8 protein-coding genes and 1 pseudogene are annotated in these 7,910 nt (G+C 60.7%); 5 read left to right on the top strand and 4 right to left on the bottom strand.

Annotated elements, in window-relative coordinates; all coding sequences use genetic code 11:
* Nucleotides 1-212: 212 nt before the first annotated feature.
* Together R6U20_RS12435 and R6U20_RS12430 are read right to left on the bottom strand one after the other, a co-directional pair.
* Nucleotides 213-1,415 (bottom strand): tetratricopeptide repeat protein, encoded by a 1,203-nt coding sequence (locus R6U20_RS12435; protein ID WP_410338170.1) that lies wholly within the window; start codon nt 1,413-1,415, stop codon nt 213-215.
* A gap of 103 nt (nt 1,416-1,518) precedes the next feature.
* Nucleotides 1,519-2,133, bottom strand: a complete 615-nt coding sequence (locus tag R6U20_RS12430; protein ID WP_410338169.1) for a biotin transporter BioY — start codon at nt 2,131-2,133, stop codon at nt 1,519-1,521.
* Between the two features lie 591 nt (nt 2,134-2,724).
* Between R6U20_RS12430 and R6U20_RS12425 the strand changes: the two genes are divergently transcribed.
* From R6U20_RS12425 to R6U20_RS12405, 5 genes are all read left to right on the top strand, one after another.
* Nucleotides 2,725-2,988, top strand: a complete 264-nt coding sequence (locus tag R6U20_RS12425; RefSeq protein WP_410338168.1) for a phosphoribosyl-ATP diphosphatase — start codon at nt 2,725-2,727, stop codon at nt 2,986-2,988.
* A gap of 57 nt (nt 2,989-3,045) precedes the next feature.
* Nucleotides 3,046-3,897 (top strand): ATP phosphoribosyltransferase, encoded by an 852-nt coding sequence (hisG, locus tag R6U20_RS12420; RefSeq protein ID WP_410338167.1) that lies wholly within the window; start codon nt 3,046-3,048, stop codon nt 3,895-3,897.
* A 189-nt stretch (nt 3,898-4,086) separates the two neighbouring features.
* Nucleotides 4,087-4,362, top strand: coding sequence for a PLD nuclease N-terminal domain-containing protein (locus R6U20_RS12415; protein ID WP_410338166.1), 276 nt, complete (start codon nt 4,087-4,089; stop codon nt 4,360-4,362).
* 18 nt (nt 4,363-4,380) lie between these two features.
* On the top strand, nt 4,381-5,220 hold the full coding sequence (locus tag R6U20_RS12410; RefSeq protein ID WP_410338165.1) for a hypothetical protein: 840 nt from the start codon (nt 4,381-4,383) through the stop codon (nt 5,218-5,220).
* A 75-nt stretch (nt 5,221-5,295) separates the two neighbouring features.
* On the top strand, nt 5,296-6,552 hold the full coding sequence (locus R6U20_RS12405; protein ID WP_410338164.1) for an ectonucleotide pyrophosphatase/phosphodiesterase: 1,257 nt from the start codon (nt 5,296-5,298) through the stop codon (nt 6,550-6,552).
* A gap of 29 nt (nt 6,553-6,581) precedes the next feature.
* On the opposite strand, the pseudogene rfbF reads toward R6U20_RS12405, so the two are convergent.
* Together rfbF and R6U20_RS12395 are read right to left on the bottom strand one after the other, a co-directional pair.
* Nucleotides 6,582-7,404 (bottom strand): annotated as a pseudogene (rfbF, locus tag R6U20_RS12400) (glucose-1-phosphate cytidylyltransferase).
* A 47-nt stretch (nt 7,405-7,451) separates the two neighbouring features.
* Nucleotides 7,452-7,910: hypothetical protein (locus R6U20_RS12395; RefSeq protein ID WP_410338163.1), on the bottom strand; the 459-nt coding region annotated here is incomplete at its 5' end.

The raw sequence follows: 7,910 nt of genomic DNA, 5'->3' as shown, positions 1-7,910 counted from the left end.
GCAAGGGTTCCCGTGACCGTTACGTGCCGCTGCCCCAGCCAACGCTGGAACTGCTTCGCCAGAAACTTGACCATTCTGCCCCCAATGCCTGCTAGGCGCAGTTGCTTCGCTCAAGATGACAGCATGTAAGAGAGGTGCGCGACTACCCCAAGATTGACCTGTGACAGAGCAGTAGGCAGCGCGCCTCGTGTGCGCGGGGCGGTCACAGAGCGCTACGAGCCGTACGGCTCATCGAGATACCGCTCGGCGCGTTCGTGGCTGTTGTTATGATCGTCCATGCTGAGCACGATCCGATAACGATTCATCGCCTGGTTGCGCCGGTCGGTGGCGTCGTAGATCATGCCCTGGTAGAGTCGTCCAAGGACCACATACTTGCGATCTTCGACATCGTCGCTCGCATCCAGCGATTCGATGTGTGCCAGGTGGCGCAGTGCCGCTTCGTAGTCGTCTTGAATGAAACGTTCGCGGGCCAGTTGGAAGTAGGCCTCTTGCGCAATGGGCGTGTTGTAGCCCGTCCATCCGTCCTCGTGACGCTCGGCGACCTCGGCGTAGACATCGCGCGCCTGCCGCAAGTGGCCCTGTCGGCTGTGCAAGCGCGCTGCGTATGCGTGGAAATACGCGTTGTGCGGATGCTCCTCACGCAGCCATGCCATGTGCTTCTGGGCTTCGGGGTAGTCGTCTTCGTAGAGCGCATAGATCTGTGCAAGAAAGTAGCGCGCCTCTGATTGAATGTACCACCCTTCTTCGGCAGCGCGGTGAATCATCTGCAGGCCCCCTTCGCGGTCGCCGTCGGGCAGCATCCACATGACCATGCGGGCGGCGTTATACTCTTCGGGGATGATGGCGGCGTAGTAGTCGTACATGCCGCGCCCAAAGGCAAAGTCCTCGATGTGCGGAGCCTGGTCGCGCGCCTCGCGCACATAGCCAATGGCGCGTCGTCCTCGGCGCACCGCTCCGACCCACTCACCGCGGTTGGATTTCAGACGAGCCTGCAGGGCCAACGCGATGCCTTTGAAGAATGTAGCATCGAAGTGATCGCTGTCCTCCGCAAGGAGCGCATCGGCGCGGCTCACGGTGGCTTCCATGTGCCGGTAGAAGTCGTCGTCGTGCGCGGTGTTTTCGAGATCCGGCAAGATGCGCCACCACACGTTGAGTCCATTCAGGAACGGCCCCACGGGATGGTCGGGATGGCGCGCCTCAATGCGGTCGAAGATGGCCTCTGCATCATCGAACGCCATGTTGTAGAGCGAGTCGAGGCCCCGCTTTCCCTGCTCGCGCACGAAGGAATCGTCCAGGATAGACGTGCCGGTTTCAGGAGCAGGCGGTGCCTGGGCAGAAGCAGGGGCCGTGCGGAGCCCAAGCAGAAGCGTAGCTGCAAGAACAAACACGCCGCATCCAACAAAAAAAGGTCTCATAACGCAATCGACCGTCTGCATGGCATGATGCACGCAGACGGTCGAACCAGGGGGTAAACCGTGCAGTTCCGGCACCAAAGCGGCACGCCGGATGGCTTACACGTCAGTTTTGGGCATCGGTATCGGAGCCAGTGGCAAATCGGAATCCGCCAAACAGCACGCCGAGCACACCGATCTTGGCGAGGTCGATCCAGAGGAAGCGCAGGAAACCTTTGTCGATGGACTCCATCCAGGTGGCGTGGTCGGCCACGTAGTGCAGCCACGTTACGCCGGCCGTGAAGATAATCGCTGCGCCTACAAGCATCGACAGGGTGCTGCCTACAAGCGTATTCCACCGCTCCGTGAGCGCTCCGGTGACGAACGCCGCGACCGGGTACGACAGAATGTATCCGCCCGAGGCCAGGCCCAGCAGATACGCCACGCCGGTGCCATCGCCCGCGTAAACGGGGACGAACATGCCGAGCGCTACGTACAGCAGCTGGGCAAGCATGCCGTTGCGTGCGCCCAGGAAGAGCCCGCTGGCGTACACCATCAGGGTTTGCAGTGTGATGGGGACCTCCCACAGGTAGAGGCGCACGTTGGCGTCGGCGGCGAAGGCGGTGAGCAGGGCAAAGCCTGTGATGCCAGCGGCTTGCAGCGCCATGGAGGCGTCGTCGGCGCGTAGCCGGTCGAACCATGACGTGCGGGGGGAGTGGAGCGAAAGGACGTCCGTTTTCATGCGATTTGATGGGTTGCACGCAACATAGGGTGAACAGGAGATGAGCATCATACAAAACATACGCGAGAGTTTCCAGCAGTCGCCCTACTGCATCTGCATCGATTCTGTGAAAGGTGGGGCGAGAGAAGCCCTGTAAAATCCATAAGGGCTATCAGGCAGAGCGGTAAGACTACGGGGCAGAGCCCCTAATCATTTGCGTCACGAGGCAGAGCAATGACCATCGTGAGACAAACCCGCACATGCCTAGGCACCTCCACATGAAGTGCTGCTTCAGATCCACCCCTCAGTCGCTGCGCGACAGCTCCCCTCTCCAGGGGAGCGGCTTCGGGCGGCGCGCTTGTACCTGTTTCTTCCTGTGTTAAACACGTACCCGCTATGCGACGCACTTTTTAGGGGCTCTGCCCCGCCGCTGCCTGCCGCATCTGCATCAATTCTGTGAAAGGGGGTGCGGGGGAGGGGCAGATCAGCATCCAACAAAAAATTCGAGACGCATAATGGGGCATGATCATTTCGTGATGCAACGCCCGCCTGCTGGTGTGGTACAACAGCACGGATATTTTCGGCGGTCCTCCCACCTGCATTCCATCCCGCATGAAGCGATTCGAAGAGCTGTTTGCCGAACTGTCGGCGAAAGTCGAAACGAATGACCCTGAATCGGGCACCGTGACCCGCGTAGCCGAGGGCCCCCATGCCATCGGAAAAAAGGTGCTCGAAGAGGCGGGCGAGGTGTGGATGGCTGCCGAACACGAAGGGCGCGAGCGCACTGCCGAAGAGATCGCGCAACTGCTCTACCACGTGCAGGTGATGATGCTGGCATGCGACCTCGACCTCGACGACGTATACCGCCACCTGTAGCAGTGCCCTGTATCCCGCTTACGTGCTCACTTTCTGTTTCGTTCATCCCCCTGTTTTATGCTTCAAATTGCTCTTCCCAACAAAGGAGCCTTGTCCGACGGTGCAGCGACCCTGGCCAGCGAGGCTGGATACCACTGCCGCCGTCGCGGACGCGAACTCTCGGTGCGCGATACCGACCATGACGTGGAGTTCGTGTTCTTGCGTCCGCGCGACATTGCCACCTATGTGAGCAGGGGCATTATCGACCTGGGCGTAACCGGGCTCGACTTGCTGCACGACAGCGGGGCGGACGTCACGCAGGTCATGCCGCTGGAGTTTGGGAAGGCGCGCTTCTGCTACGCGGTGCCCAAAGAGCAAGACATTACCCCCGACGATTTCACGTCCGACACCCGCATTGCCACCTCGTACGTCAACGTGGTGCAGCGCGACCTGGAGCAGCGCGGTATCGACGCCACGGTCGTTCCGCTTGACGGTGCGGTCGAGATCTCAATTCAACTGGGCGTGGCCGATGCGATTGCCGATGTGGTGCAGACCGGACGCACGATCGACGAGGCGGGCCTGAAGGTGATCGGCAACCCGATTGTAGATACGCAGGCCATGCTCATTGCGCAAAACGGCACGATCGCTGACAAAGAGGCGGCCCGTCATTTTCAGGAGCGCATCAAGGGGATTCTGGTGGCCCGCTCGTACATTGTCGTCGAGTACGACCTGCCGAAGTCCGAGCTCGACGTTGCCCACGAAATTACACCGGGCATCGAGTCGCCCACCGTGTCGCCGCTCAGCAAAGACGGCTGGGTGGCCGTGAAAGCGATGGCGAAGCAGTCGCGCGTCAACGAAATCATGGATCGCCTCACCGCCATTGGCGCCAAAGGCATCATTATCACGGACATCCGAACCTGCCGGATTTGAAGCTGGAGCCCGGGCTCTGATCTGTGATCCCGGTTCGGTACCTCACTCCATTGGAATCGCGTTCGCACACCAAACCCCAAGCCGGTTCTGAGCGTGAGGCGCTGCGTCTGTGCGGTATCAATTCTCCACGCTCGTTCGTAGGATGGAAAACAACGCAGCACCTTCTCTCTCATCAACCCTGGAGATACCATGATTTCTCGCTTTGCACTACGCCGTTGGACTCCGCTCGCCCTGCTTATGCCGCTGCTTCTTGTGCTCAGCGGATGCGGACGCAATCTCATTGAGCACGCTACGTCGGGCGCTGGAGGGCTTATCTCTATCCTGGTGCTTGTTGTGGCGCTGGTAGCCCTCTTCGACCTCTTGGGATCCAGCGGCCGCAGCCCCGTCAACAAGATCATCTGGGCGCTCATTATCATCTTTATGCCGCTCCTTGGTGCGATTCTGTACCTTCTTATCGGACGCTAACTGCTTGAGCGCTCTCTCATGAGCCGTGTACACGTGCTGTTTGTCGCTCTCCGCTCCCTGCCCGGGCACGCTGCATTCGTAGTTAGCGGGCTGCTTATTATCGGTATGGGGCTGGGGGGATGCAGCACAGGGAGCGCCCCGATAGAAGAGACTCCCGGGCTCGTACGGGCCGATTCCAGCACGCTGGTCATTGCCTACGAGCGCGCCATCTGGCACGCTGCTCAGTTGGGAGCCGACTCCGTGGTGCAGACGCTCACCCCCGTTGCGCCCCATAACGACACGCTCCGCTGGCAGGTCGATGGCGACAGCACGCGCTGGGTGCAGGTCACCACCTGGACCGACGACGCACCCTTGCCGGGAGCCCGCACGCCTTCGTCCGATGGCGACACGCTCACGCTTGCCGGCGATGTGTGGGTCACGCTCACGCCTGCGGTGCAGCAGTTCTGTCGGGATCTGCCGCCCGAACACCACGAGCGCCGCCTGGAGCAGCGCCTGGGCCTGCCGCCCTATGCCGGATACACGCAGTTCGTGACGTTCTGGGCATCGACCGAGGACCTGTTTCGTCCGTGCCCCGACCCCGAAATCACCGACCGGCAGTGCACGGCTACGGCGCCACAGCCTGCGAGTCGGGTGCGCGTGGCTCCGGAGCACACCGAATGGCTGGATGAGCAGTTTGCGTTCTCGCATCAGCCGGGCGGCTATCCGTTTACGGGGCTGGGCTACACCTACGACTGGGGCCGCCCCGGGCAGCCCGTTGGGTTCAGCGAATTTGTGGTGCCCGAAGGCGCTACCATTCGCGTCGAAGACCAGGCTTCCACCGCTGCCTACTGCACCCCTGAAGCTGCTACCAACCCATAAGCATCGACGTATCTCCCGTATTCCCAAGATCCTATGAACACCAGCTTATCAAGCAAACCGCCTGCCTGGATTAGTGTGCTCGTCCTTTCTCTTCTTGGCGTTGGGCTGCTGGGGGGATGCGAGAAGCCGGGCGATCTGCCGGATGCTACGCCCAATCGCGTGCAGGCCCCTGCCGAGGTGCCGGTGCTGCTCCTCTCGATCGACGGGCTGCGCCATGATTACCTGGAGCTGCACGACGCGCCGACGCTCGACTCGCTGCGGAATGCATCGGCGTCTGTAGAACGGTTTATGCCGTCGTTTCCGACGAAGACCTTCCCGAATCACTATACGCTCGTGACGGGTCTGCATCCGGGCCATCATGGCATTGTCGCCAACAGCATGTACGACCCCGAGATGGATGCCTCGTTTAGCCTGGGGAATACGGAAGCGGTAACCAACGGCGACTGGTGGGACGACGGCGAGCCGATTTGGGTGACAGCCGAGCAGCAGGGGATGCGGGCCGGTACCTACTTCTGGCCCGGTTCCGAAGCCGAGATCGACGGCACGCGGCCTTCGTACTGGCTGCCCTACAGCGACGACACGCCCGGCCCCGAGCGCGTAGATACCGTGCTCGACTGGCTCGACCGGCCCGATGCCGAACGCCCGTCGTTCCTGACGCTCTACTTTAGCACGGTGGATACAGAGGGACACCGCCACGGTCCCGAATCCGATGAGGTCGCCGAAGCTATGCAATCGGTAGACGGCTACGTGCAGCGCCTGATCGACGGGCTGGATGCGCGCGACATGGACGTGAACCTGTTCATTACGGGCGATCATGGCATGGTGGAGACCTCGCGGGAACGCGCCGTGGTGGTCGACGAGCACATCAATCTCGATGACGTGCAGATCGTCGATTACACACCGGTCGGCATGATGAATCCGCGCGAGGGCGTGGATCCGCAGCCGATCATTGATACGCTTGATGCACTCGACCGGGTGAGCGCCTATCATCGCAGCGAGGTGCCCGAGGCGTTGCACTTTCGCGACCACCCGCGCATCCCTGAAATCATTGCAATCGCTGACCCCGGATGGTCACTCACCACCACATCGTACCTTGAGGACAACCCCGACGGGCTCAGCGGCGCCACGCACGGCTACGTGCCGTCGACGCCCGACATGCAGACCTTCCTGATTGCCAACGGTCCAGCGTTTGAGGCTGGCATGCAGGTCGATACGCTCGACTTTGTAGATCTATACCCGCTGATGACCCACCTGCTCGACCTGGATGCGGCGCCGCACGATGGTTCGCTGCAGGCCGCGCGTGAACTGCTTCGGACTGCGGATGCGGAGTAGTTGCTCTGCTATGATACACAGCCGACTGCCTATCCCGCTTTGGAGGTATCATGTAAAAACGGATGAGCCCGTGTGCGTCTGTGCACCATGGGTAGCGCCCTTGGGTGTGTGCGCGGTCTCCATACGCACCAGGGCGCTTTGCCCTGTTTCCAGAGCGCATTCAGATGCTGGCAGTCGTGCAGCGTATCGATCGGCTGCCAGAACCCCGTGTGGCGATAGGCAGCCAGTTCACCGTCGCCCGCGAGGCCGATGAGCGGCTCCTGCTCCCACACCGTATCATCGCCCTCGATGTAATCGAACACCTCGGGCTCCAGCACAAAGAACCCGCCGTTAATCTACGCCGGGCCGTCGTTGGGCTTTTCGCGGACGTGGCGGATCGTGTCATCGCCGGGCGTCAATGTAAACGTACCGAAGCGTCCGAGTGGTTGCACAGCGGTGAGCGTAGCATGGCACCCTTGCGCATGATGGTGAGCGATGAACGCGCGAATGTCAATGTCGCTCACGCCATCGTCGTACGTCAGGCAGAACGTTTCCTTGCCAATGTACTCACGTACTCGCTTGAGACGTCCCGCCGTCATGGTATCGAACCCGGTATCCACCAGTGTAACGCGCCATGGCTCCACCCAATCGTGGTGGATGGTGGTGGTGCCATTAGCAAAGTCGTACGTAAGATCGGCCTGTATGGCGGCGTACTCGGCAAAGTAGCGCTTAACCACGTTGCCTTTGTATCCACAACATCAGAATGTGCCACAGAATGGGATGGACGCGAACGGGCACCATGGGCTTTGGACGAACGGCGGTTTCTTCGGCGATCCGAGTGCCGAATCCGCCTGCAAAAATAACAGCTTTCATGGGGAGATACGCTGCATGGATAGAGCAGGACTCGAGATGATTAATTACTATTGTAAGCGCTCGATAAGAAGGTAGGTTGACAGCACCGATGCTATGGTACCTGTCACCTGGTTGATATCGCGCCACGAGAGACGACGACGCGTGCGCGTCTCGATGACGATTACATCTCGTTCACGCAATTCAGGGAGCGTTACGCTCCGCGAGAACACGTCTTCCAGCCGCGCCTCAAACTCTGGGTCGCCGCTCCGATTGCCATCGCGAAACAGGCGAAGCGTGTGAACCTGCCGCCGTTCGGGATTGCGCTCGTCGAGCCCCACGCGAGACGTGGCGCTTACGACTTCAAGCATAGATGCATCCTCTTCCACGGTCCACACGCCGGATTGCGCGTTTCCCCATACATAGATCGTGATGCGTGGCACGCCGGGGCGTCCGTAGTCTTGGATAGCGGCTGGAAGACGTGTTCTCGCGGAGCGTAACGCTCCCTGAATTGCGTGAACGAGATGTAA

The organism is Longimonas sp. (genome assembly GCF_046498435.1).
Classification (GTDB): Bacteria; Bacteroidota; Rhodothermia; order Rhodothermales; family Salinibacteraceae; genus Longimonas.
Note: the sequence above shows the minus strand (reverse complement) of the source record. Positions and strands in the feature narration are given on the sequence as shown.

Bases quoted from the DNA above. Each gene is read 5' to 3' on its own strand.
- R6U20_RS12435 (WP_410338170.1), bottom strand. From the start codon at position 1,415: ATGAGACCTTTTTTTGTTGGATGCGGCGTGTTTGTTCTTGCAGCTACG.
- R6U20_RS12430 (WP_410338169.1), bottom strand. From the start codon at position 2,133: ATGAAAACGGACGTCCTTTCGCTCCACTCCCCCCGCACGTCATGGTTC.
- R6U20_RS12425 (WP_410338168.1), top strand. From the start codon at position 2,725: ATGAAGCGATTCGAAGAGCTGTTTGCCGAACTGTCGGCGAAAGTCGAA.
- hisG (WP_410338167.1), top strand. From the start codon at position 3,046: ATGCTTCAAATTGCTCTTCCCAACAAAGGAGCCTTGTCCGACGGTGCA.
- R6U20_RS12415 (WP_410338166.1), top strand. From the start codon at position 4,087: ATGATTTCTCGCTTTGCACTACGCCGTTGGACTCCGCTCGCCCTGCTT.
- R6U20_RS12410 (WP_410338165.1), top strand. From the start codon at position 4,381: ATGAGCCGTGTACACGTGCTGTTTGTCGCTCTCCGCTCCCTGCCCGGG.